Below are 23,872 nucleotides of genomic sequence, written 5' to 3' on the forward strand. Positions count from 1 at the left end.
CTGAGTACTGCGCTTGCGGGCAAACTTGGCCAGCATCCGCCTGTTCTTGGTTTTGTACGCAAATGGCGCGCCCTGCAGGAGTCGAACCTGCGACCTCAAGATTAGAAGTCTCGCGCTCTATCCAGCTGAGCTAAGGGCGCGCGCTGGTTGCGCAATAACCGCTTTGCGCGGTGCTGCAAAGCGGGATATGGCAGCGGCATGACCAATCCCAAGATCGAAGCGCACAGCGCCGCGGAAATGACCGGCCGGCATTTCCGCTATTATGATTTCGTCATGGCGGCCTTTGTCGCCGTTTTGCTGCTTTCCAACGTGATCGGCGCGGCAAAACCCGCAGCTATCGAAATTGGCGGGGAGCCGTGGGTCTTCGGTGCGGGGATATTGTTCTTCCCGCTCGGTTATGTGATCGGTGACGTGCTGACCGAAGTTTACGGCTATGCGCGCGCACGCCGGGTGATCTGGGCGGGCTTTGCCGGATTGATCTTCATGGCATTCATGAGCTGGGTCGTGGTCAGCCTGCCGCCGGCCGAAGGCTGGGAAGGGCAGGCAGCCTATGAAAGCGTGTTTGGGCAGGTACCGCGCATTGTGCTTGCTTCGATCGTCGCATTCTGGGCCGGCGAGTTCGTCAACAGCTATGTCATGGCGCGGATGAAGATCTGGACGCAGGGCAAGCATTTATGGTCGCGCACCATCGGTTCCACGGTGGTGGGGCAGGGCGTCGACAGCCTGATTTTCTATCCCTTGGCTTTTTGGGGCGTGTGGGAAAATGAAGCCGTGATCACCGTGATGGTCACCAATTGGGGCCTCAAGGTCCTTTGGGAGGTTGTCCTTACCCCTGTAACCTATGCGGTCGTGGGCTGGCTAAAGCGCAAGGAAGGTGTCGACCTGTTCGACGAGGGAACCGATTTCAGCCCGTTCAAGACCCAGGTCTGAAGCCTGTGCTGTTTGGGTATTCGCCGCTGGATTTCCAGCAATTCAAAGTCGTGATGCTGGGCTTTACCGGCCTCGGCAAGGATGCCTTGCACATCTATGCAGGGATGGGGCTGTTCCTGTTTGTTCGCCTTATCTGGCGCTGGCGCGGCGGTTGGATATTGGCCTGGCTCGCCGTGCTGGCCATGGCTTGCACAGTTGAATGGATCGACATGAAGGCCGAGGCAGCGAACAGCGCCTTGCAGCCTGATGCGGCGCATTGGCACGATATCTGGAACACGATGTTCTGGCCGACGATATTGCTGTTGGTTGGCCGCTGGCTGCAGCCAAAACCGAAAGCGTCAGGCGATCTCGCGGATCAGTCCTTCGAAGAGCCGCCGTCCGTCTGATCCGCCCTGTACCGCTTCGATCATGCGTTCGGGGTGCGGCATCATGCCAAGGACATTGCCCGCATCGTTGAGGATGCCCGCGATATTGCGCGCCGATCCATTGACCGCTTCGGCATAGCGAAAGGCCACGCGGCCTTCGCCTTCGAGCCGGTCGAGCGTTGCATCGTCTGCAAAATAATTGCCGTCATGGTGCGCGACGGGGATGATGATTTCTTCGCCTGCGGCATAGCGGCTGGTGAAGATCGACTGGCTGTTCTCGACGGTCAGCTTCACTTCGCGGCATACAAAGCGGATGCCCGCATTGCGCATCAGTGCGCCGGGCAACAGGCCGGCTTCGGTCAAAATCTGGAAGCCATTGCACACGCCAAGAACGGGAACTCCGCGATTTGCCGCTGAAACAACCGCCTGCATAACCGGCGAACGCGCCGCCATCGCGCCAGAGCGCAGATAGTCGCCATAGGAAAAGCCGCCGGGGACCGCGATCAGATCGAGGTTGGCGGGCAATTCGGTTTCGCGGTGCCAGACCATCGACGTTTCGGCGCCGGTCACTTCGCGAATGGCGACTGCCATGTCGCGGTCGCAATTTGAACCGGGGAACTGGATCACGGCAGCGCGCATGACGGATCAGCCTTTCTGTTCGATCTCGAAATTCTCGATCACCATATTGGCGAGCAGTTTGCGGCACATGTCTTCCAACTGCTCGGTTGTCAGGCCCGGCTCATGGTCGATTTCGATCAACCGGCCGGCGCGGACATCATTGATGCCATCAAAGCCCAAGCCTTCAAGCGCATGGTGGATCGCCTTGCCTTGCGGATCAAGCACGCCATTTTTGAGCGTAACGAAAATGCGGGTTTTCATGGCGCAGCCTCAATTTGGGGATTTGCGCTCCCTATAGCTTTGCCTGTGGGGGAAACAAGGGGGGCAACAGGGTTAATTTGGGCTAACCGGGTCTGCGAACCATTGTTTGACCACAAACGCTATATGCCAGTTCACTGAAACAGGTGAAGGCGGACAAAGAGCCGCGGAGGTGAAAATATGGTCGGGCTTGCAGCGGCGCTTTTCCTTGGCGTCTTCGGATATGGGAACGAGATTTTTGGCTGGAGCCAATACACGCTCCACGAGGTGCAGCTTGCGCTGTTCCTGTCGTTCATCCTCGGAATACTTTGCGGTTACAAAACCAAAGGCTGAGTTTAGTCGGCAGTCGCCTTGGGTTTCGGCAGAACCCGGAACGTATAGCTTTTCGCAGGATCGAGATATCGCTTCGCCGCTTCCCAAACCTGTTGCGGCGTGATCGATCGATATTGGTCTTCGCTGATCCGGAAACGCTGCAACCTTTCGGGTGCTGACTGGGCTTCATCGACAATATCAATCCAGGTCGCGTTCCGCCGCTTCCAGTCTGTATAGCTTTCGAGCGTCGGCTTGCGCGCGCGCTCAAACAGGTCGCCATCCACGGGCCCGGCGAGCAATTCGCTCACAACCTTGTCGACAGCGGCTTCGATCTTTTCAAGGTCTTTGGGATCGCCGCTGGTTGATATCGAAAAGGTGCCGCGGCCGGGATAGACATCTGACATCTCCGAAGCAGCACCGGCGCCATAAGTTGCACCAAGGCCTTCGCGAAGCTCGTCGATCAGGCGAATACGCGCAATATCGGCGAGAAGCGACATCGTCTGCTCTTCGCGGAAGTCGCTGTCATCATTGGTGGTCCACACGCGCCGCCAGCTTAGCTGGTTTGCTTCGCCCCGGTGGTACAGCGTGTGGGTGCCATATTTGCCGCTGAACTGGCTGGCCTTTGCATCGCCCAGATTAAAGGGCTGGTTCGAACGTGCGGGCAATGCGCCAAAAGTTCGGGCTACGGTCTCGATAGCCCGGGCTTCATCGATATCGCCAACCAATCCGATCTCGATCGCGCCGCTCTGCAATTGGCCGCCGATAACCGATTTCAGCTTTTCGAAATCGGCAGACATCAGTTTTTCCAGCGGCGGCAATGTGAAGCGCGGATCATCGCCGTTCATGATGCGGGCCTGGCCAATGGATAGTGCAGATCCAGGTGTCGCATCGAGGCGGGCATAAAATTCGGGCAGCGGGCGACGGAACAGGCGGACGGCAGCTTCGCGATAGCCAGGGTCGGTCACAAATGCTGCCAGCAACTGCATCTGCCGTTCGAGATCTTTCGACACCACCGATCCGCCGCCGCCAAAAAAGGTTGGTCCGGATGCGAAACCAGCACTCGCTGTGGAGCCAGCGAGCACAGCGCGCAGATCATCGATATCATATTTGCCCAAGCCACCAGCGGCAAAGGCACCATCCATGAACATGCCGAGATGCTGATCCGCCAAAGGTATCGACAGCTTTCCGCCATCGATGCGCAAGGTCCAGCGGACCCGGTCCTTTTCGAAACCGGTCTGCTTCAGGTTTAGCCGCACACCGTTGGCGAACCGCACGGTCCGGATGCCCAGATCTTCGATCCGCTCGTCTTTTGCTACTTCGCCACGCGCTCCGAAATCGGTGTAGCTCCATTCCAGCGCGGCACGCTCGCTTGGTGCGGCAACCGGTTTGCTGCGGCTTTCTGCAAAGGCTGCCAGGATTACCTCGGGCGTGGCGGCATTGGGTTGCTTGCTTGAAAGGAAGATGCGGGGGCGATCAAGCTGGCCATACCATTTGGCGAACTCCTCGCTTACCGCGGTCGGCGTCAGGAAGGGGCGAAGCTGCCTCCAAAGTCGCTGCCGATATTCGGCGCTGGTGACAATATCCTCATCCAGATTAGTCAATTCATTGGCAAAGACGCCGCTTTGGGTGGTTGCTTCGCTTTTGACAGCATTTTCGAATGCTGCATCATAGCGCTTCACCTGTTCGGCAACCTCCTGGGCAGAAAAGCCGTAAATGACAGCCTGCCGTACCATCTGTTCAACGATGGGGAGCACGGTATTCCAGCTGCCATCTTTGCCGCTGATCGTCATTCCGATGCGCGCATGCTGATCGCAGAAGCCTGCCGCAAAAGAGAGACCGCTGTTGAGCAGGGGAATGTCTTCGTTGCGGCTTTTGCGTGAAATCCGATCGCTGACGATCGCGGCGGCCATGCCCATCTTCATGTCCATTAGCGCGCGCTCGAAAGTGTCGGGCCTTTTGCGGTCGGCCACAATCTGTTCGATGTTGATCGCCTCTCCGACTTCGGGATGGCTGAAAAAGGCAGCTTTTGCAGGCCGGCTATTGTCGAAACTGCATCGGTCGATTTCACCGAGTGCTGCGCCAGAGCCTTTCCAGTCGGAGAATTTGCGGATGATTTCGCGTTCAATCTCGACCGGATCGACCGGGCCAACAATCACCAGCCGTGCGCGGTCGGGCACATACCATTTGCGATACAATGCCTGCATCTTCTCTGCCGAAGCGTTTTGCAGAACGTCCAGCTTTCCGATCGGATAGCGGGTGGAAAAATAGCTGTCGGGATAGAGCAATTCGCTCGCGGCGCGGTTGCGCTGGAAACCGAAATTCTCCCTGTCGCGCATTTCGGCGATGACGACGCCGCGTTCGCGGTCAACCGCACCCGGATTGAAGGAGACCTCGCTTGCCGTTTCGCGCATCAGGAAGAGCGCGCGTTCGATCAGTGCGGGGTCTGCCTTTGGAAGATCCAACTTGTATTGCGTCCGCACAAAGCCGGTGGAGGCGTTGGTATCTGCCCCGAACGATAGGCCGAGCCGTTCGAGAATGCGGACCATTTCGCCCTCAGGCACATTGGTCGATCCGTTGAACGCCATATGTTCGATGAAGTGGGCGAGACCTTGTTCGTCGTCGGCTTCCGCAGCAGACCCGAATTCGAAAACCAGCCGGACTAATACCTGGTTGTCGGGGCGTTGATTGCGGCGGATGGCATAGCGCAGGCCATTGGGGAGTTGCCCATAAACGATACGGCTATCAGCTTCGAGATCGGTGGTCTCGCTGTTCCACGGCGCGGTGCGTGTCGTTCCCGGCGGTGGCGAAGGGTTCGCCGAGACCGGTGTGGCAACGATCAGTGCGCCCGAAAGCAGCACCAAAGCTATGGAAGCAAAGGATTTCCCCATGCTTCTGTTTATTCGCTGGTTTCGTACCAATGGCAACTGCCATTGGTCGAATTCATTTGCCCTTTCGCAGACGGTGGGTGACCATGTCGAGCACGGCACCTTCACCTTCTTCGGGCATCAAACCAAGGCGACGCGCAACTTCCTGATAAGCTTCAGCTTCTCCACCCAGATCGCGGCGGAAACGGTCCTTGTCGAGCTTTTCACCGGTTTCGATATCCCAAAGGCGGCAACCATCGGGGCTGATTTCGTCGGCAAGGATGATGCGGCTGAAATCGCCATCATAAAGGCGACCGAATTCGAGTTTGAAATCAATGAGGCGGATGCCGATGGCGGCGAACATGCCGCACATGAAATCGTTGATGCGGATCGCCATCGACGAGATGTCCTGCATCTCTTCCTGGCTCGCCCAGCCAAAGCAGGCGATATGCTCTTCCGCCACCAGCGGATCGCCAAGGCTGTCATCCTTGTAGCAATATTCGAGCAGCGTGTGGGGTAAGGGAGTGCCTTCTTCGATGCCAAGGCGCTTGGAAAGCGTGCCTGCCGCCACATTGCGGACGATGACCTCGATTGGCACGATCTCCACCTGGCGGATCAGCTGTTCGCGCATGTTGAGGCGGCGGATGAAGTGTGTCGGGATGCCGATATGCGCAAGGCGGCTGAACACATGTTCGGATACACGGTTGTTGATCACGCCTTTGCCGGTAATCGTGCCTTTTTTCTGCGCGTTGAAAGCCGTCGCATCGTCCTTGAAATATTGGATCAGTGTGCCGGGTTCGGGGCCTTCATAAAGAATCTTGGCCTTGCCTTCATAGATTTTGCGGCGGCGTGTCATTGGCATATCCCGTCAAAAACAATTCACCCCGGTGCCAGCTTGGTTTGCGAAAAAGCGGCTTGCCGGGGTATGTCCGCGCCCTTAGCGGAAACTGGCATTCGGCGCAATTGATGTTACTGTGAAGCCGTGCCGATTGATATCGACTTGCTTTTAAACGCATATGCCCACGGCATATTCCCGATGGCAGACTCGCGTGAGGACAAGGAGTCCTTTTGGGTAGAACCGCAACACAGGGCCATTTTGCCGCTCGACCAGTTTCATGTCTCCAAATCATTGGCGAAGACGATCCGGCAGGATCGTTTTGAAGTTACGACCGACCGCGATTTCGCCGCTGTCATCCGCTGTTGCGCCGAAAGCGTCGAGAACCGTCAGGAAACGTGGATCAACAACGATATTGAAAACGCCTTCATCGAATTGCACCGCATGGGTTTGGCGCACAGCGTTGAATGTTGGCGCGAAGGCAAGCTGGTCGGCGGGCTGTATGGACTTGCAATAGGCAAGGCATATTTCGGTGAAAGCATGTTTTCGCGCGTCACCGATGCATCGAAGGTGGCGATGGCGTGGCTGGTCGCGCGAATGCGGGTTGGCGGCTACGCACTGCTCGATTGCCAGTTCATGACCGAGCATCTGCAGTCACTGGGTGCCATAGAGATCAGCCAGAAACGCTATCTGGAACTGTTGAGCGTCGCGCTTGCCGAGGTGCGCAATCAGGTTTCGACGGTTGCTTCGCCTTCGCCACTGCCCTCAGTGTCCGCGGCTGGCGCAGCGGGTGCGGTTTCGGCCTTGTCGGCAGGTTCGGATTGGGGTGCGCTCGACCGGTTGCTCGCCGAATCGTCCTTGGGTTCCTCAAGCGGAGCTTCTTCGCCCGGGAAGCTCATCCTGCATTCCTTGACCCACACGTCGTAAATCGGATGCTCGACGATGTTGGCAGCCGGGTTGTCCTTGAATAGCCAACCAGAAAACACCTGCGCCCAGCGCTCGGCATCGTTCGTGCCTGCAGGCCTTTGCCGCACGATCAACTGAACGAAAGCGCCCTGATCCTGATAATTTTCCCACGGTGCGGTCTTTTCACACGCGCGTACGCGGATGACGACCTTGCCGAAACGGACTGCCTCTCCGGGCTTGATTTCAAAATCGCGGGTTTGGCCGTTGCGCTTGTTGAGCAGTCCAATCACTGCGACCCGTTCGGCCATTGGCGTGCCGATTTGCGTGCCATCGCCGGCAACAGGCTTGTCAGCGCTCGCCGTGGTCTTGGCTTTGGTTTTGGGCTGTGTTTCCGGTTCGCCGCTGTTGCAGCCGGCGAGAAGCAATGTTGCCGATAAGAGCAGGGCTGGAAAAAGCCGGCTCATGCGGCATCCGGGCTCCATGCTTCATAATCGCCAGTGGAGGCTTGACGGCGGCCACCCTTGTCGAGCGCGCCGCTCGGCTTGTACGCCGCATCGGTCCCGGTAAGGTTGGCGGATTGCGGCAATTCGAAATTGCGTTTCGGCGGCAAATAGCTGTCAGGTTCACCTTCAAAGGTGCCATGCAGCCAGCCATGCCATTCGGGGGAAACGCGGCTGGCATCGTTGGGGCCGTTGTAAATCACCCAGCGACGGGCGCCATCCTTGGAGCGATAGTAGCGGTTGCCCTGTTCATCTTCACCGACGAGCACGCCCTTGCGCGCGCTGTAAAGTGCTGTGCCAATGGTGGCACCGTCCCACCAGGTGAAGATTTTCGCCAAGATTCCCATGCGCGCCGATTAGGCGGAAGCGCCTTCCCTTGCAATCAAAAAGGCGCTTATTTTGCGGTCCAGCGAACCTTGTCGCCAGCCTTGATTCCCAGTTCCGCAGTCAACCCGCCGCGCAGTTCAAGTACGGCAGCCACAGGCGCGGTCGATTCGACCGGATCGGTCGAATAGGGAATGGTGTTCATGGCGATGTTTTCGATACTGCCGTCTGCACGAACAAAGATGATGTCGAGCGGGATGAAGGTGTTTTTCATCCAGAAACTTGCCATCCGCGTTTCAGTAAAAGGAAAGACCATGCCCTTGTCGTCGGCAACGGCATTGCGGAACATCAATCCGCGCGCCTGCTGCTGCGAAGTGCGTGCGATCTCGACCGTGAAGGCGTGAACCTTTTTCCCGCTGGTAATGCATAGGCGGACTTGGTCGAGACCGGCGTCGCTTTGCGATAGCGCTTCACCGGGATTGCAACCGGCCGCATTCGCTTTGCCACCGCCTGCGCTGACACCGCTGCAACTCGCCAGCAAGGCGGCAGCAAAGGCGGCAGTTATCCAAAAGCGAGAGGTCATTGGGCAGTCTTTCCACAGACGATTTTTGCCGATCCGGGCTGACGTACAAAGCAGGTAGCAGGCCCATCAACCTGTATCGAACCCGACCCGCTGTTGGTGATCTCAATCTTTTCGTTGACCGACAAATGGGTCGAAGCATTGCCCTGTTGGAAAAGGTTTGCCTGCATCAAGGCAAGTTTTGACGCATCCATCTTGCCGCTGCCGCTTACCGAGAGCCGCGCGGCCCTTATCTTTCCGCCCTGAATATTGATGCCGCCGGTGCCGGCAAGGCCGACATCGATGCGGTCACTTTCGATCTTGCCGACATTGATCTGACCGGCCCCCGCCATTTTCAACGTAACGACAAGCCCCGGTGCGCGCATCTGGTTGATGTCCACCTGCGCATTGCCGTCAACGCTGACCTTGCGCACGCCGCGTCCGCCCAAAGTGACCACCAGTGGCGCGCCAATCTTGGCCGCCTGCGTTGTACCCTCATAATCCTGGATGCGAACGCGCACCGTCAAACCGTTCCGCTCGATTTTCAGGGCTTCAACAAGGCTGTGGTCGCCGCTCGCGCGTGCAGACGGCGCTTTCAGATTATCCAGTTTGACGATGATATCGCCTTCGATGATCAATTCGTCATAGCTGCCAACAAGGAAGGATTTGGTCGCCGCATCGGCGGGGGTTGGCGCTGTCGCAAAGGCCAACGCGGCCAGAACCGGAAGCGATGCATAAACTGTCGGTCGCGTCATGGCTGTTCCTTGGATGCATCGGCTGCCTGTTCGCAGCAGAATGGCCAACTTATGCAATCTGCACCGTGCGCGGTCAAACGCGTTTGGACCAGTCGGGAAAGCAAATACAAAAAAGGCCTCGCAAGGGAGGCCTTTTCGTGGATTTTATGATCCGGGCTTATTCAGCCTTTTCATACCATTGCGGAGCCGCAACCTTGAGCACGTCGAGGATTTTCTTCAGTGCAGCAGGTTCGTCAGTCTTTTCCATGGCTGCAAGCTCGCGGGCAAGGCGGCTTGAAGCAGCTTCGAAAATCTGGCGCTCCGAATAGCTCTGCTCAGGCTGGTCGTCAGGACGGAACAGGTCACGGGTCACTTCGGCGATCGACACGAGGTCGCCCGAATTGATCTTGGCTTCATATTCCTGCGCACGGCGCGACCACATGGTACGCTTCACCTTGGGCTTGCCCTTGAGCGTTTCCATGGCTTCCTTGAGCGTCTTGTCTGAAGACAGCTTGCGCATGCCAACGCTTTCCGCCTTGTTGACGGGAACGCGCAGCGTCATCTTTTCCTTTTCGAAACGCAGGACATACAGCTCAAGCTGCATGCCGGCGATTTCCTGGTTTTGCAGCTCGATCACACGGCCAACGCCGTGCTTGGGGTAAACTACATAATCGCCAACGTCGAAGGATACAGCGGAAGTCGCCATAAATGGACCCTTTCTGATTGTGTTTTGGGTATCTGGCCAAGCCGATCAGAAATGCTGAACGCGCTTTCGTGCCGATTCCGATTGTTTTGAAACTCTCTATTCTGATTGCCGGTCGTGCAGCAAAATCCAATGTTCGAGGGTGCCCTTAACAGATTCGCAACAAAATTTCAATGTTGCGTTGCAACAGCCGGATTCGGTGTCAACCAGAGCCGAGTTGCCGAACGTTGGCGCGGTCTTCATCGTCGATGGATTCGGATCCCGTTTTGACTTCCGAGGCGTCAATCCAGCACAGGTCCATATGTGACAATATGCGATCATCATGGCCGCGCAGCGTCACAGGCAGGATCGGGCGATGATCGCGAACGTCACACAATACCGGGTTTGACGGTACGCCTGTCGCCCACCTTTCGCCCCATTGGCGCAATGCAATCATCGTTGTCAGGAAATCGAGGCCCTTGGGAGTTAGCCGATATTCCACTCGGCGGCGGTCGTCGGGGCAGGGGCTGCGGTGCAAAATGCCCGCTTCGGTGAGACGTGTCAGGCGGTTGGCGAGGATGTTCCGAGCGATTCCGATTTCCGAGAGGAACTCTTCAAAATGGCGCACACCGTTGAATGCGGCCCGCAGGATCATGAATGACCAGCGCTCTCCAATCGCTTCCAGCGCGGCAGGCAATCCGCAGTTGGCGACTTCACTCAGCGGTTCTCTCAATTTCCCCATGGGTCTGTCCTAATGAGCCTGCAAATTTTTGCCAGATGAATATCAGTTTTCAGTTGCAACTTAAAACCTAGTGGAATAGATGGCGATTCGCAACTGGTTTTCCAGAGGCCCGGATTCAGACAATACCCAAAATGGGATGCCCGTTTCCGGATAACAAGGTCCAGATAAAAGGATTATGAAATGAACCTCTCCCAAACGTCTTCGCGCTTCGGCGCGCTCGTCGGCGCTGTCGCAACCAGCGCTGTTCTCCTTTTCGCAGCTCCGCAGGCACATGCTGCCGCTGGTGGCTATTCGGTTGAGCTCGCTCAGCCTGCCCCCACTTCGAAGGCAGTTGTTCGCGGCGTAGTCTTCCAGTGCGAAGGCACCACCTGCCGTGCAGCGCTTTCGAGCTCGGCTCCGCGCAATGTCTGCGCAAGCGTTGCCAAGGAATTTGGCGAAGTAACCAGCTTCAAGGCTGGTGACCGCGTTCTTGCTGCTGATGATATCGCAAGCTGCAACAGCAAGAAGAAGGTCGTCCTCGCCAAGGATTGATCCAAGTTAAGAGAGGGATTCGGCCGCTCTCGCACACCGCAGTCGGATGATTGGCCACCCCATCATCCGATAGCCCAGGCCGAAACAAACTGCGCCGGATTGCGCTTGCTGCCTCCTCTCCCCCTTTGTGCAGCGGGTGCGACCGGCGCTTTTTGTTGCCTAATTCCGGCACAAAGCAATTTTTGTGTTGCAACGCAGCAGGAAAGGCACATTTTGAAGGGCGATGATGCGCCAATATGAACTGGTTGAACGGGTCCGCGCTTACGACCCGGAAGTCGATGAAGATCGGCTCAACCGCGCTTATGTATTCACTGTCCAAATGCATGGCACGCAAAAGCGGGCCAGCGGCGATCCCTATTTCAGCCATCCCGTGGAAGTCGCCGGTCTGATGACCGAGCTGAAGATGGACGAAGACACTATCATCACCGCGCTTTTGCACGATACCGTGGAAGACACGCTGACCTCGATCGAGGACGTTGAAAATCGGTTCGGGCCCGAGGTCGCGCGGTTGGTCGATGGTGTCACCAAGCTTTCGAAAATCGAGGCGCAGACCGAGGATGAGCGGGCGGCCGAAAACCTGCGGAAATTCCTGCTGGCGATTTCCGACGATATCCGTGTGTTGTTGGTCAAACTCGCCGACCGGCTGCACAATATGCGCACGCTGCACTTCATCAAAAGCCCTGAGAAGCGCCGCCGCATCGCCCGCGAAACGATGGATATCTATGCCCCGCTCGCAGAGCGGATCGGGATGTACGAATATATGCACGAGATGCAGCTGCTCGCATTCGAGCAGTTGGAACCCGATGCGTACCAGACGATCACTGCGCGGCTCGCACAAATCCGCGAAAATGGGGACAAGCTGATCGAGGAGATCAGCCAATCGATCGCCAGCGCGATGGATCGATCAGGCATCAAGGCCAAGGTTTCCGGGCGCGAAAAGCACCCATATTCAATCTGGAAGAAGATGCAGGAACGCCATGTCGCGTTCGAGCAATTGTCTGACATCAACGCGTTCCGCATCATCGTACCCGACACGGAAAGTTGCTACCGCGCATTGGGCGTGTTGCATCGCCGCTGGCAGATGGTGCCGGGGCGTTTCAAGGATTTCATTTCCACTCCCAAACGCAATGGCTACCGCTCGATCCACACCACCATCATGTTTGCACAGAATATGCGGATCGAGGTGCAAATCCGCAGCCAGGAAATGCACCGCGCTGCGGAATATGGCCTCGCCGCGCACTGGGCCTATAAACAGGATGACGCACCCGACGGACAAGCGGGGTGGCTACGCGATCTTATTGAAATCCTCGAGACCAGTCAGGATCCGGAAGAGCTTCTCGAAAACACCCGAATGGCGATGTATCAGGATCGCATCTTCGCCTTCACGCCTAAAGGCGCTTTGCACCAGTTGCCAAAGGGCTCGACCCCGGTCGATTTTGCCTACGCCGTGCATACCGATCTCGGCGACCGTGCAGTCGGCGCAAAAGTGAACGGCCGCCATGTGCCGCTGCGTACTTTGCTCAACAATGGCGACATGGTCGAAATTCTGTCCAGCAAGGCACACCAGCCCGAACCGGCTTGGCTCAACTTTGTCGCGACCGGCAAGGCACGTGCTGCCATCCGCCGCCATGTGCGCCATCGGGAACGTGACGAACTCATCCAGCTCGGCCGCCAGGTGTTTGAAGACATTTGTTCGCGCCTGCCCGGAAAAATCGGTGCGAAGGCAATCAAGGCAGGACTGGGACGGCTGCAGCTCGACAGCGAAGACGAACTGATGCTGGCTATCGGTTCGGGCAAGCTCAGCGACCGCCGCGTGATGGAAGCGCTCGTCCCCGGTTTCGATCCGGGCGGTGACGAGAAAGACTGGCCGTCTCAGGAACGCGCGATCTCGATCCGCGGGTTGACACCCGGTGTTTCGTTCGAGCTGGGTGAATGCTGCCATCCGGTTCCCGGCGATCGCATCGTCGGCCTTCGCCGCGAGGGGCGGCCCGTTGAAGTGCACACCATCCATTGCGAACGCCTCAGCGGCGATACCGAGGGTGATTGGCTCGACTTGAGCTGGGGGCAGGGCAGCGATGGCGGTTCAGCACGGTTGCGTGTGATCATCCATAACCGCCCGGGCATGCTGGCCGAGATGGCCGGAATATTCGGCTTCCACAAGGCGAACATCATCAACCTGCGGATGACAGCGCGCGATGCGAGCTTTCATACCTTTGAAGTCGATCTTGAGGTGCACGACCTGCCGCATCTGATGCGCATACTCTCTGCGTTGCGTGCATCCGATGCGGTGGCGCAGGCCGATCGCGTTTTCGGCTAAACGCCACGCTGCATTTACGTTTTGAAGTAACTGACCAATCCGTCCTGCTGCGTCGCCTGCGGATCAGCGGCGGCTTCACGGGTTACAAAGAGCATTGCCGCCAGCGCAACGAATAATAGCGGGATGGCCATCGCGGCGCGTTTCTTCCAAGGGCTTGGCGGTGGACCCAAACGTAGCGGTTCCCTGCGACGCGGACGGGGCCGATTATGCCCCTCGCGAAAAACTCCTGTCATGTGCGACCTCCACGGCCCCCGGCATCGAATCCCCACCCGTTGTCGCTGTCAGTGACGCGTGCAGCTTTCTGCCAGATGAATGAACGGTGTTGCAGTGCGACAGGGGGAGGTTGTTGTTCGTCGAAACGTTTCACCGCATCGCATTGACTCACGCTGCAACGCATTCAATAGCGCTGGGCAAGGAGAAATTTACATGAAATCATATCTCGCTTCGGTGTCGCGTTTCGCGGTTGCAGGCCTAGTCGCAGGCGCCTTCGCGGCCACACCCGCATTCGCGCAAGACAAGAAGGAAGAGGCGAAGTGGGATGTGAATGCACCTCCCGGGCTGACGATTAGGGAAATCCCGATCTCGGTGGACGAGGGCACATGGATGAACGTCGATATCAGCCCCGATGGGCGTACGATCGCGTTCGACCTGCTCGGCGATATCTATACCATGCCGATTGCTGGCGGCACACCGCAACGTATCGCAGAGGGGCTTGCGTACGAGACCCAACCGCGCTTCTCACCCGATGGAAAGCGCTTGTCTTTCACATCCGATCGCGGCGGTGGCGACAATATCTGGATCATGAATCTCGACGGTTCGGACAAGCGGCAATTGACCAAGGAAGATTTCCGCTTGCTAAATCAGGCAAGCTGGAGCCCGAACGGCCAGTTCATTGCCGCGAAGAAGCATTTCACCACCCAGCGTTCGCTCGGCACGGGTGAGGTGTGGTTGTACCATGTATCGGGCGGGGCAGGCGTACCGCTGGTCAAGAAACCGAATGATGTTCACCAGAAGGAATTGGGCGAACCCATTTTTGCGCCCGATGGCAAGCATATCTATTTCACCCGCAACACCACGCCCGGCCCGATTTTCGAATATGCGCAGGATTCGAATAACCAGCTGTTCGCGATCGAACGCTATGCCATCGAAACCGGCGAGACCGAGTCCATCGTTGGCGGAGAGGGGGGTGCTGTGCGACCAACGCCATCGCCCGATGGCAAGAAACTGGCCTATGTCCGCCGCGAAAAGACCCGGTCGAAACTCTATTTGAGGGATCTTGAAACTGGTGCAGACCGTAAGGTCTATGACAGCCTCGATCAGGATGTTCAGGAAACCTGGGCAGTCACTGGCGTGTATCCCAATATGGCGTGGACGCCCGACAGCTCCGCTCTGGTCTTTTGGGCTGGCGGCAAGTTGCGCAAGTTGAATGTTGGTTCCGGTGCCAGCGAAATCATCCCATTCCGCATAGAGGATAGCCGTGGCGTCATCGATCCGCCGCGTCCGCCGGTTGAGGTCGCGCCCGATAGCTTTGAAACCAAAATCCCGCGCGGCACGGTGGTTTCACCCGATGGCAGCAAGGTGCTGTTCGAAACGCTTGGCAAAATGTGGGTGAAATCGATGGCGGGCGGGGAACCGCGTCGCTTGACCAATGATGACGAAGCGATGGAAGCTTATCCCACATGGTCCCCCGACGGCAAAAGCATCGCCTTTGTCCGCTGGACCGATGCCGGTCTGGCGTCGATCCATACCGTTTCGGCAAATGGCGGTGCCAGCAAGGCCGTGACCAAAGCCCCCGGCCATTATGCCCGCCCGCGCTTCTCGCCCGATGGCAAGACCATCGTGTTCGAGAAAGGCAATGGCGGATATCTGGTGAACCCCCGCGCTTCCGCCGAACCCGGTGTATATCGAATTTCTGCCAGCGGAGGTGCAGCGACCCGCATTACGCGCGACGGCGAAGCGCCGCACTTTGGTGCATCTAACGATCGGGTGTATTTCACCACCAGCGACGCCAAAGGCCCAAAGCTGGTCAGTACCGACCTGAATGGAGAAGCCCGGCGGACCCATGCCGAAGGCGAAATGGTCAACGCCTATAGCGTATCGCCCGATGGCACCCATTTTGCCTTCCGCCAGAATTACCAAGCCTTTGTCATGCCGTTGATGCCGGGCACACAGGCGGTAACGGCTTCGCCCAATGGCGGTCCGATGCCGGTTACCAAGGCCAGCGGAGACGGTGCAGACTGGATCCATTGGTCGAATGGCGGCGCGAAGCTGCACTGGTCGATGGGGCCAGTGGTTTACAGCGCTGATCGCAGCGCGCTTTTCGCCAGTGCCCCGCTGGCCAAGGACGCGAAGCCGGCAAAGTTTGAACCGCCCAAAACGGGCGTCTCGCTTTCGATGCGCGTAAATGCGGAAAAGCCGAGCGGAAAAGTGGCGCTGGTCGGTGCACGGATCGTGACAATGGCGGGCGCCAATGGCGGCATTATCGAGAATGGCGTGGTGCTTGTTGAAGGCAACCGTATCGCCATGGTGGGTGATCAGGCCTCGACATCGATCCCTGCCGGCATCCCGACCGTGGATGTCAGCGGAAAGACCATCATACCCGGCCTGATCGATGCCCATGCCCATGGTCCCTACGGCGTCGATGAAATGACCCCGCAGGCCAACTGGGTGGAAATGGTCAACCTCGCTCTCGGTGTCACGACGCGTCACGATCCCTCCAGCCGTTCGGCCTTGGTCTTCCCTGCGCTGGAAATGGTGCGCGCCGGCAAGATTATCGGGCCGCGCAGCTTTTCGACTGGTGAGATCGTCTATGGCGCGAAGAACCCGCACGTCTATGCGCAGATTGACAGCAAGGCCGATGCGCTGGCGCACATCCGCCGCCTGAAGGCACAGGGCGCCCATAGCATCAAGAATTATAACCAGCCGCGCCGCGACCAGCGCCAGCAGGTTGTGGCCGCCGCAATCGATGAGAATATGCGCTCGGTTGCGGAAGGCGGTTCGCTCTTCGGTCTCGACATGACCTTGATTGCCGATGGCAACACCACGGTCGAGCACAACATCCCGGTCGAAACCTTCTACCAGGATGTGCTGCAATTCTTCTCACGTTCGAAGGTTGCGTACACGCCGACACTGGTCGTCACTTATGGCGGCCCGGCGGCAGACCCTTATTGGCGCGCACAAACCGAGGTGTGGAAACAGCCTTTGCTGCAAAAGCATGTGCCGGAAACAGTGCTGGTGGCCAATAATGCCCGCCGGACGATCGCACCCGAAGACAATTATGTCGACGATGAAAGCGCGCGCGAAGCGGCCAAGCTGGCACGGCTGGGTGTTCCCGTATCGATAGGTGCGCACGGGCAGGAACCCGGTATCGCTGCGCATTGGGAGCTGTGGTCTTTCGTGCGTGGCGGCATGACGCCGATCGAGGCGCTGCGTGCAGGCACGATCGAATCCGCCCGTTCGCTGGGCTATGACAAGGATATCGGTTCACTCGAAGCCGGAAAATTGGCTGACCTTGTCGTGCTGGATGCCGATCCGACTGCCGACATCCGCAATTCGGAAAAGGTAGCCAAGGTGATGATCAACGGCCGCCTTTATGATGCTGCTTCGTTGAACGAAGAGGTGACTGGTAACCGCAAGCGCCCTGCCTATTGGTGGGAAGGCGCACAAGGCGGTTCCAGTAGCACGTCAGGCGTTGCCGAAGCAGCGGGGCACCAGGACGGCGATTGAGGTTTTGAAGGCCCGAGCCGCTGGCCTGGGCCTTCAAGCGAAGGCCAGGCCTTCGAACTTCCCGTTATTGCGCCATTCGTCGATATATTTGAAATAGGCGACCGCGCCGGCAGGGTAGCCCATGCTGAGCGCGCCGGGAGTGCCCTCCCAGCCATGGCCCTCATTATTGTAATAGCCGGGCGTGCATTCGGTGCCGCCTATGATCATGCCCATTCCGGTTGAGAGCAAGGCGAGCCAGTCATCCTCGGCCTGTTTCGTAACCTCATTGGTGGTGTGGCCCGATTGCAGCGTGTGGCTGACGATTGCCGTAATCGTCTTCGCAGAATCGACCAGATTGTGCGGCACGTTCGAAATCAGGTTCGCCCCCTGCGCCGGGTGGACGATATACATGTTCGGGAAGCCATGGACATGAATGCCGTGCAGGCTGCGCATGCCATCGGCCCAATAGTCGGACAGTTTCAATCCGTCGCGGCCGACTGCGTCAAATCCTGAGCGCCGTTGATAGCTGGTCCCGACCTCAAAGCCCGATGCATAGATGATGCAGTCGACTTCATATTCCTTGCCGGCGACGACCAGGCCTTTTTCGGTAATCCGTTCCACGCCTTTGCCATCGGTATCGATCAGATGCGTGTTGGGATTGTTGAATGACTGCAGATATTCGTCATGGAAGCACGGGCGCTTGCAGAGCTGGCGATACCAGGCCTTCAGCCTTTCCGCGGTTTCCTTGTCGTTGACGATCGCTTCGGCGCGGGCGCGGATTTCTTCCATCTTTTGATGGTCGGTTTCCTCAAATGCGGCGAGGATTCCGGCGGGATTCATCTGCTCGGGCGGCAGGTCGACCATTTTGGCGCGCATGCGGCGCGACATGTCTGTCCAGCCATCGGCAACCAGATCAACCTCGGGTATGCCAATGCCGGAAAAATGCGCGGCGAAATTTTCCAGCCATTTATACTGCCAGCCCGGTTCGGAGATCTTGTCAAACCAGTCAGGATCGATCGGTCCGTTGTTGCGTGCGTCGACTGAGGATGGCGTACGCTGGAAAACGAACAGCTCCTTCGCATCGCGCGACAAATGCGGGACAGCCTGTACCGATGTTGCACCCGTGCCGATGATGGCGACGCGCTTGTCGGCCAGCTTCGTCATTGGCGCGCCTTCGGGACTACCGCCGGTATAGGCATAATCCCACCGGCTGGTGTGGAAGCTATGTCCTTTGAAATTTTCAATGCCGGGGATGCCGGGCAGCTTTGCCACATGCAGCGGGCCGGTGCCGAGGCCGACAAACTGGGCCGTAAATGCATCGCCACGGTTGGTGCGGATTATCCAGCGCGAATTGGCATCATCCCATTCGAGCGCAGTGACTTCGGTGTGAAGCAGGGCATCGTCATACAAGCCAAACTTGTTTCCGATGCGCTGGCAGTGCGAGAGGATTTCCGGGGCATGCGCATATTTTTCCGATGGCATGTGCCCGGTTTCTTCGAGCAGCGGCATGTAGATGAGTGAGGCGGTATCGCATTGCGCACCGGGGTAGCGGTTCCAATACCATGTGCCGCCGAAATCGCCGCCTTTTTCGACGATGCGGACATCGTCGACACCTGCTTCTTTCAGCTTGGCAGCCGAAATCAGTCCTGCAAAGCCGCCGCCGATAAAGGCAAAAGTGACATGGTCATTTACCGGCTCGCGCGGCTTGACCGGGATGTAGGGGTCTTCCTTGTAGCGGGAAAACTTGCCCGCAATCTCGACATATTGATCGTTACCATCCGCGCGAACCCGTTTGTCGCGCTCTTCCGCATATTTCGCTCGGATCGTATCTATGTCGAGTGTCATGCTACCCCGCTTTTGCTGCTACACTTTCCGGCAAATCCTTGCCGAAAACCCGCTGGTAATATTCGGCCACCAGCGCCCGCTCCGCATCGTCGCACTTGTTGAGGAACGACAGGCGGAAGGCAAAGCCGACATCCTTGAAGATGGCGGCATTCTGCGCCCAGGTGATAACGGTACGCGGGCTCATCACGGTCGAGATATCGCCGTTGATGAAACCCTGGCGGGTCAGTTCGGCCACCTTGATCATCTTGGCAATGTCGTCGGGATTGCCGCCGGTCTTCGCGACGACAATCTCGCCCTCGACCTGCGCCGGCAGGTAATTGAGGCCGACGACAATGTTCCAGCGGTCCATCTGGCCCTGGTTGATCTGCTGCGTGCCGTGATACAGGCCGCTGGTGTCACCCAGACCCACCGTATTGGCGGTCGCAAACAGGCGGAACCAGGGATTGGGACGGATCACGCGATTCTGGTCAAGCAGTGTCAGCTTGCCCTCGGTTTCGAGCACGCGCTGGATGACGAACATCACGTCGGGGCGTCCCGCGTCATATTCGTCAAAGACCAACGCCGTAGGGGTTTGAAGCGCCCAAGGCAGCAGGCCTTCACGGAATTCGGTTACTTGCACCCCGTCGCGCAACACGATGGCATCGCGACCGATCAGGTCGATACGGCTGATATGCGCGTCAAGGTTGATGCGGATGCACGGCCATTTGAGGCGCGCGGCCACTTGCTCGATATGCGTTGACTTGCCGGTGCCATGATAGCCCTGCACCATGACGCGGCGGTTATAGGCAAAGCCAGCCAGGATCGCGAGCGTGGTATCGGGATCGAAAACATAGGCCGGATCAAGATCGGGCACGCGTTCATCGGCCTCGCTGAATGCGGGGCATTCCATGTCGACATCGATGCCGAACATCTCGCGGACATTCACTTTGATGTCAGGCGCTTCAAGGATGGTGGTGGCCCGGCTGTCGGGCTGGATGTTCGGTATATCGGTCATTTGCCTTGATCTTACGAATATGCAGTTTTGAGGTGCGTATAAGCGGCAATCACGTCTTGCAACGCCTTTTCGTGGCTTCGATCGCCACCATTCCGGTCGGGATGATATTTGCGTACCAGTTGCGAATAGGCGCTGCGCACAGCCTTGCGGTCCGCATCATGGCCAAGCCCTAGCGTCTTTAGCGCGGACCGGTCTTCGCTCGACAGGATCTTGCCACCCGGCGTCATTGCCGGTTTCATCTCTTCCATTCGCCCTTTGAAGCGTGCCGAGATCGCCTCCAGCGGGTCGTTGAAGTCTGCCCAGCGCGGCGGCGAATCGGCACCTCCATTGGCACGAAAGGCGCGTGTCTCGCTTGGCCACACATTAAGCGGGCTTTGCGCCTTGGAAATTTCCTCGGCGGTCATGCCGGCAAACCAATCATAACCCGCATTGAATTCGCGGACATGATCGAGGCAGAAATAAAGATAGTCGCCAGGTCCATTCGGCCCCGGCAGGCGTCCATAGGGATTGGGCGCGCGGAATTCGCCGGGATGCTGGCACCGCGGATGCTGGCACACCTTCTGCGACCCGCGCATGCGGCCATGGAATCTGTCTGGATTGCGCGGAGCGGACATGCTTTCCCCTTGGCCAAAGACGCGCGATATGGGAAGAGGGAAGCCATGACAAAAGGCCCCATCCAAGCAGAAATGGAAGCGCTGCTGACTGCCGCCTTCTCTCCTACACATCTTGCCGTCATCAACGACAGCGCAAAGCATCGGGGGCATTCGGGCGACGATGGTTCGGGCGAGAGCCATTTTACGGTCGAAATCGAAAGTGCTACATTCGCCGGGGTTAACCGCGTGATGCGCCAGCGGATGGTGAACAAGGCGCTTGGAGACCTGCCGGGGGAACGTGTGCACGCGCTGGCGATAAGGGCCCGTGCTCCAGGAGAATGAACATGCTGGTAGTTACGCCGACGTCTCATGATCTGGGTATGTTCGAAGTGCGCCGCACCTTGCCCAGCAAGGCACGTATCATGGTGGGGCCCTTCATCTTCGTCGATCAGTTTGGCCCGGCGCACTTTGATGTGGGGCAGGGTATGGATGTCCGCCCGCATCCGCATATCAACCTTGCAACGGTCACTTACCTTTTTGAAGGGGCCATCGACCATCGCGACAGCCTTGGCACCTATGCGACAATCAGGCCTGGCGCATTGAACCTGATGACGGCGGGCAAGGGCATTGTTCATTCCGAACGGACGCCTGCCGCAGAACGCTCGGCCGGTTCACCCATCAGCGGTATGCAGACCTGGCTTGCGCTTCCCGATGGAAAGGAAGAAATCGACCCGGCATTTGAACATGTCGCGGCTGAGGAATTGCCGCAAATTGACGGTGACGGTGTGGTGGCACGCGTGATTATGGGCAGCCTGTGGGGTGTCACCGCGCCGACAACACAGCATGCCGAAACGATTTATGCCGACATCGCAATGGAAGCGGGCGCATCTCTGTTGATTGACGCTCAGGCCGATGAACGCGGGATTTTGGTTGCAATGGGCAGTGCGAGCCTCGACGGGCAGGCTCTCGAAACCCACAGCCTCTATATCTTGCAGCCCGGCGTCCCGATGACACTGCGCGCGTCAACCGATGCGCGTGTCATGTTGTTGGGTGGTGAGGCGTTCAAGACCCCGCGCCACGTCTGGTGGAATTTCGTCAGTTCTTCCCGCGATCGGATCAACCAGGCCAAGGATTATTGGCGCGCCGGACGTTTTCCTCTTGTGCCGGGCGATGATAAAGAATCGATACCAATTCCAGAAATTCCACTGACGCGCAGCTGAGTTTATTGAAATATACAATAATATTCTGAAATTCCCTGCTAATAACACTTCGGGAAACGAAGTTGTGGGGAATATTGTGCTCGATACTACTCTAAAACGTGTATTACTTTCGACAGGGGTAGAGCTTGATGCATGTGTGATGGGTGATCCATCCAATCCACCCATCATTTTCCTGCACGGTTTTCCTGAATCGCACCGCAGTTGGCGGCATCAATTGCTTGCCTTGTCTGACGAATATTATTGCATAGCCCCCGACCAACGCGGTTATCGTGGTTCGTCAAAACCAGCAGAAGTCGGTGATTATACCATCGACAAATTGACCGCCGATGTTTTCGCTCTCGCCGATGCATTCGGGATCGAGCATTTCACCATTGCCGGCCATGACTGGGGTGGTGCGGTGGCCTGGAGTGTCGCGCTGAATGGCCAACCCGGCGGACTTCGTCCCAATTTTGCCGGGCGAGTTCTGCGGGCGATGCTGGCCAATGCGCCGCATCCTTGCCTCTATCAACGCGCACTGGTGAACGATCCCGCCCAACGTGCCGCCGCACAATATGTACGGCTATTCCGCGACCCGACGAGTGATGCACTGATTGAGGAGGGCGGGCTGCTCGCGTTGCTGCAAAAGGCATGGGGGTGGCAAAAGCCTGCTGCGCTGGAGCAGGTAGAAGCCGATGACCTGTTAGTGGGATGGGAGGATCGCACTGCCGCGCGCGCGATGATCAATTGGTATCGGGCATCCGAAATGCTGGTTCCTGCGGTGGGTGAAGCTGCGCAGCTGCCCGATTGGGCGGCTGGCGCGTTTCCCGAACTTAACATTCCGACCTTGCTGGTCTGGGCGATGGAGGACCGTGCGCTGCCGCCATCGAATATAGAGGGCATACAGGATTTGGTGCCGGATCTGGAACTGGTGAAGCTGGAAGGTTGCGGCCATTTCGTGACTTGGGAAAGGCCGGAGCCGGTGATCGCGGCTATGCAGGGTTTTCTGCGCCGAACCAGTTGATGCTGCTGCCGTGCGGATGACAGGTTGCAAGGTGCAGTTTTTCGCCTGTCGGCCAAAGGTCGAGCCGTAGCTGCATTGGCGAGACGGCCGGCGGGTCTGGTTCAAATCTGAGCCAGGCCAGTGGTCGTTTCGAGGATGCCGTTGCCGCGGCTTGGTTGATGGCCTTTTCGATCCTCTGCTGCACTTCGCGAGGGGGATATTGCCAGAAGACGCTGTGCATCACGATGCGCGCGATGCCTTCATGCTGATGCTCCCGCAGCTGGAATTCGATCCATTCGGCAGCATCGCCTGCATCGACAACGGGCGGATATAGCCGCGCCGTCTCTATCGCTGCCTGAAGCCGGGCCAGCCTCTCACGTTGGTCCGCCCAGCAATAAGCGAGCAAGCGCGCAGCGATGTCATCCTTTCCCACATCAAGAGGGTTTTGGTCGACGCCTCTTCTGGAGACAATTTGAGGCCAGATGCCATCAGGTGCCGCACCGTGCCAATCCGGCTTGAGGTGGACGAGACCATCGGCTGGCCCGCCGTAATAGTTGCCAAGAACGTAGTGGAACCGATCAAGGTTGAGATTAAGGCCCGCGCTGGAGCCGAGTTCGATCAGTTCAATCGGCATGGCGAGTCGCTTTGCGGCGACCATCAATCCGGCCATCAAGGCGGCGCTGCGCCCTACTTCGTTGGTCTGGGGTGGGTTGTCGAGCCAAGGGTAAAGCCAATCATCCCATTCGATCAGAACACGACCCAGGGTCGCCGCAAAATTGCCAGTGCCGGCATGGTACAGCTCGGATAATTCCCCATCCTGTTGAGAACGCGCCAAAGCGTGCAAACCGCCAGCGATGCGCAGTTTCAGGGCGTCCGACATTGGTTCGCCCTGCCAATCGAGGATGCGAGCACCGGTGCGGCTGTTATGGTCGAGCGTCTCGGCCAATGTTTCAAGTATATTGGCCGTCAGCGGCGAATGCATCGCACGGCAAGTGGATGCTTGCTGGCGAAAGGCATTTCGGATGGCTTCGGACATGCACAACTCCTTGCCCTTGCTGC

Annotated in this window: 23 protein-coding genes, 1 tRNA gene and 1 pseudogene; 10 read left to right on the plus strand and 15 right to left on the minus strand. The window is 57.9% G+C overall.

All coding sequences use genetic code 11. The features are described 5' to 3' along the window. Window positions 1-63: 63 nt before the first annotated feature. Window positions 64-140 (minus strand) — tRNA-Arg (locus ACFSAG_RS09805). A gap of 58 nt (window positions 141-198) precedes the next feature. Here ACFSAG_RS09805 and ACFSAG_RS09810 point away from each other — a divergent pair. Together ACFSAG_RS09810 and ACFSAG_RS09815 are read left to right on the plus strand one after the other, a co-directional pair. Further along, complete coding sequence (locus ACFSAG_RS09810; protein WP_381514144.1) at window positions 199-930, plus strand: queuosine precursor transporter; 732 nt, start codon at window positions 199-201, stop codon at window positions 928-930. Window positions 931-935: 5 nt separating this feature from the next. Then, entirely contained in the window at window positions 936-1,316 is a 381-nt protein-coding gene (locus tag ACFSAG_RS09815; protein ID WP_374613646.1) for a hypothetical protein, read from the plus strand. Here the strand turns inward: ACFSAG_RS09815 and purQ are convergent. Then, window positions 1,269-1,934, minus strand: a complete 666-nt coding sequence (gene purQ, locus ACFSAG_RS09820; protein ID WP_374613648.1) for a phosphoribosylformylglycinamidine synthase subunit PurQ — start codon at window positions 1,932-1,934, stop codon at window positions 1,269-1,271. The genes ACFSAG_RS09815 and purQ overlap by 48 nt on opposite strands. 6 nt (window positions 1,935-1,940) lie before the next feature. Then, window positions 1,941-2,174 carry a phosphoribosylformylglycinamidine synthase subunit PurS gene (purS, locus tag ACFSAG_RS09825; protein ID WP_381514147.1) on the minus strand — a complete coding sequence of 78 codons (234 nt, stop codon included), beginning with the start codon at window positions 2,172-2,174 and terminating at the stop codon, window positions 1,941-1,943. A gap of 177 nt (window positions 2,175-2,351) precedes the next feature. Here purS and ACFSAG_RS09830 point away from each other — a divergent pair, with 177 nt between their 5' ends. Next, complete coding sequence (locus tag ACFSAG_RS09830) at window positions 2,352-2,504, plus strand: hypothetical protein (protein WP_374613651.1); 153 nt, start codon at window positions 2,352-2,354, stop codon at window positions 2,502-2,504. A 2-nt stretch (window positions 2,505-2,506) separates the two neighbouring features. On the opposite strand, the gene ACFSAG_RS09835 is transcribed toward ACFSAG_RS09830, so the two are convergent. Next, window positions 2,507-5,371: a M16 family metallopeptidase gene (locus ACFSAG_RS09835; protein ID WP_381514150.1), complete on the minus strand. Its 2,865-nt coding sequence runs from the start codon at window positions 5,369-5,371 to the stop codon at window positions 2,507-2,509. Between the two features lie 52 nt (window positions 5,372-5,423). Continuing rightward, entirely contained in the window at window positions 5,424-6,203 is a 780-nt protein-coding gene (purC, locus tag ACFSAG_RS09840) for a phosphoribosylaminoimidazolesuccinocarboxamide synthase (RefSeq protein WP_374613654.1), read from the minus strand. 180 nt (window positions 6,204-6,383) lie between these two features. Here purC and aat point away from each other — a divergent pair, with 180 nt between their 5' ends. Continuing rightward, window positions 6,384-7,109, plus strand: coding sequence for a leucyl/phenylalanyl-tRNA--protein transferase (aat, locus tag ACFSAG_RS09845; RefSeq protein WP_381514154.1), 726 nt, complete (start codon window positions 6,384-6,386; stop codon window positions 7,107-7,109). 35 nt (window positions 7,110-7,144) lie between these two features. Here the strand turns inward: aat and ACFSAG_RS09850 are convergent. The 6 genes and pseudogenes from ACFSAG_RS09850 to ACFSAG_RS09875 form a co-directional block, all read right to left on the minus strand. Further along, window positions 7,145-7,570, minus strand: a pseudogene (locus ACFSAG_RS09850) (DUF2155 domain-containing protein); the annotation flags it as partial. Continuing rightward, window positions 7,549-7,935, minus strand: coding sequence for an NADH:ubiquinone oxidoreductase subunit NDUFA12 (locus ACFSAG_RS09855; RefSeq protein WP_381514157.1), 387 nt, complete (start codon window positions 7,933-7,935; stop codon window positions 7,549-7,551). The gene ACFSAG_RS09855 and the pseudogene ACFSAG_RS09850, both read right to left, overlap by 22 nt. A 47-nt stretch (window positions 7,936-7,982) precedes the next feature. Next, window positions 7,983-8,495: a DUF192 domain-containing protein gene (locus tag ACFSAG_RS09860; RefSeq protein ID WP_381514160.1), complete on the minus strand. Its 513-nt coding sequence runs from the start codon at window positions 8,493-8,495 to the stop codon at window positions 7,983-7,985. Further along, a complete protein-coding gene (locus ACFSAG_RS09865; RefSeq protein ID WP_381514163.1) occupies window positions 8,492-9,226 on the minus strand; it encodes a GIN domain-containing protein in 735 nt (244 codons plus the stop codon). Before ACFSAG_RS09865 ends, ACFSAG_RS09860 begins: the two co-directional genes overlap by 4 nt. A gap of 157 nt (window positions 9,227-9,383) precedes the next feature. Then, a complete protein-coding gene (locus tag ACFSAG_RS09870; protein ID WP_374543807.1) occupies window positions 9,384-9,911 on the minus strand; it encodes a CarD family transcriptional regulator in 528 nt (175 codons plus the stop codon). Window positions 9,912-10,110: 199 nt separating this feature from the next. Next, complete coding sequence (locus ACFSAG_RS09875; protein ID WP_374614623.1) at window positions 10,111-10,629, minus strand: winged helix-turn-helix transcriptional regulator; 519 nt, start codon at window positions 10,627-10,629, stop codon at window positions 10,111-10,113. Window positions 10,630-10,809: 180 nt separating this feature from the next. Between ACFSAG_RS09875 and ACFSAG_RS09880 the strand changes: the two genes are divergently transcribed. The 3 genes from ACFSAG_RS09880 (at window position 10,810) to ACFSAG_RS09890 (ending at window position 17,203) form a co-directional block, all read left to right on the plus strand. Further along, window positions 10,810-11,160, plus strand: coding sequence for a DUF8200 family protein (locus ACFSAG_RS09880; RefSeq protein ID WP_374614622.1), 351 nt, complete (start codon window positions 10,810-10,812; stop codon window positions 11,158-11,160). 223 nt (window positions 11,161-11,383) lie between these two features. Then, entirely contained in the window at window positions 11,384-13,477 is a 2,094-nt protein-coding gene (locus tag ACFSAG_RS09885) for a RelA/SpoT family protein (protein WP_381514168.1), read from the plus strand. Between the two features lie 426 nt (window positions 13,478-13,903). Beyond that, window positions 13,904-17,203 (plus strand): amidohydrolase family protein, encoded by a 3,300-nt coding sequence (locus ACFSAG_RS09890; RefSeq protein WP_381514171.1) that lies wholly within the window; start codon window positions 13,904-13,906, stop codon window positions 17,201-17,203. A 33-nt stretch (window positions 17,204-17,236) separates the two neighbouring features. Here ACFSAG_RS09890 and ACFSAG_RS09895 read toward each other — a convergent pair whose 3' ends face one another. The 3 genes from ACFSAG_RS09895 to ACFSAG_RS09905 are packed head-to-tail and all read right to left on the minus strand — an operon-like array spanning window position 17,237 to window position 20,635. Then, window positions 17,237-19,027 carry a flavin-containing monooxygenase gene (locus tag ACFSAG_RS09895; RefSeq protein WP_381514175.1) on the minus strand — a complete coding sequence of 597 codons (1,791 nt, stop codon included), beginning with the start codon at window positions 19,025-19,027 and terminating at the stop codon, window positions 17,237-17,239. A gap of 1 nt (window position 19,028) precedes the next feature. Further along, entirely contained in the window at window positions 19,029-20,021 is a 993-nt protein-coding gene (cobS, locus tag ACFSAG_RS09900; protein WP_374614618.1) for a cobaltochelatase subunit CobS, read from the minus strand. Window positions 20,022-20,032: 11 nt separating this feature from the next. Next, window positions 20,033-20,635 carry a J domain-containing protein gene (locus ACFSAG_RS09905; protein WP_381514179.1) on the minus strand — a complete coding sequence of 201 codons (603 nt, stop codon included), beginning with the start codon at window positions 20,633-20,635 and terminating at the stop codon, window positions 20,033-20,035. A gap of 45 nt (window positions 20,636-20,680) precedes the next feature. Between ACFSAG_RS09905 and ACFSAG_RS09910 the strand changes: the two genes are divergently transcribed. The 3 genes from ACFSAG_RS09910 to ACFSAG_RS09920 all read left to right on the plus strand — a co-directional run bounded on the left by ACFSAG_RS09910 (window position 20,681) and on the right by ACFSAG_RS09920 (window position 22,834). Further along, the gene (locus ACFSAG_RS09910) at window positions 20,681-20,956 is read left to right on the plus strand and encodes a BolA family protein (RefSeq protein WP_381514182.1); all 276 of its coding nucleotides are present in this window, start codon (window positions 20,681-20,683) and stop codon (window positions 20,954-20,956) included. Next, on the plus strand, window positions 20,953-21,834 hold the full coding sequence (locus ACFSAG_RS09915; RefSeq protein WP_381514184.1) for a pirin family protein: 882 nt from the start codon (window positions 20,953-20,955) through the stop codon (window positions 21,832-21,834). The genes ACFSAG_RS09910 and ACFSAG_RS09915 overlap by 4 nt, the downstream gene beginning before the upstream one ends. A gap of 139 nt (window positions 21,835-21,973) precedes the next feature. Continuing rightward, window positions 21,974-22,834 (plus strand): alpha/beta fold hydrolase, encoded by an 861-nt coding sequence (locus ACFSAG_RS09920; RefSeq protein ID WP_381514186.1) that lies wholly within the window; start codon window positions 21,974-21,976, stop codon window positions 22,832-22,834. Here the strand turns inward: ACFSAG_RS09920 and ACFSAG_RS09925 are convergent. Continuing rightward, window positions 22,803-23,849 carry a DUF2332 domain-containing protein gene (locus ACFSAG_RS09925; RefSeq protein ID WP_381514188.1) on the minus strand — a complete coding sequence of 349 codons (1,047 nt, stop codon included), beginning with the start codon at window positions 23,847-23,849 and terminating at the stop codon, window positions 22,803-22,805. The genes ACFSAG_RS09920 and ACFSAG_RS09925 overlap by 32 nt on opposite strands. Window positions 23,850-23,872 lie beyond the last annotated feature (23 nt).

Source organism: Sphingorhabdus buctiana (assembly GCF_042680825.1).
Classification (GTDB): domain Bacteria; phylum Pseudomonadota; class Alphaproteobacteria; order Sphingomonadales; family Sphingomonadaceae; genus Sphingorhabdus_B; species Sphingorhabdus_B buctiana.